This window comes from Mycobacterium sp. NGS26 (genome assembly GCF_059813025.1).
Genome location: NZ_JCALDU010000046.1, coordinates 1 through 345, shown reverse-complemented (window position 1 = coordinate 345; position 345 = coordinate 1). Strand labels below are relative to the sequence as shown.

Annotated in this window: 1 protein-coding gene; it reads left to right on the top strand. The window is 64.6% G+C overall.

Going from position 1 to position 345, the window contains the following annotated elements:
- A partial coding sequence (locus tag AC5Y6X_RS24490; protein WP_499989729.1) for an AMP-binding protein occupies positions 1–345 on the top strand: 345 nt, incomplete at both ends.

The following is a 345-nucleotide window of genomic DNA, read 5'->3' as shown; positions in this document are numbered from 1 at the left end:
ACCACCGGGGTGCCCAAGGGGGTGGCCATCACCCACCACAACATCACCCAACTGCTCGGGGCGCTGCCTGCAGCCCTGCCGAAGGCGGCTGTGTGGTCGCAGTGTCATTCCTTGTCTTTCGACTTCTCAGTGTGGGAGATCTGGGGTGCGCTGCTCGGTGGCGGGCGGCTAGTCGTGGTACCCGAGTCGGCGGCGCGCTCCCCGGATGATTTCCTTGCTTTGCTGGTTGCTGAGCAGGTCAGTGTGTTGAGCCGGACCCCCTCGGCGTTTTATGCGTTGCAGACTGCCGACGCGCTCCGGCCCGAGCTGGCAGATCAGTTGCAACTGCAGGCCGTAGTGTTCGGC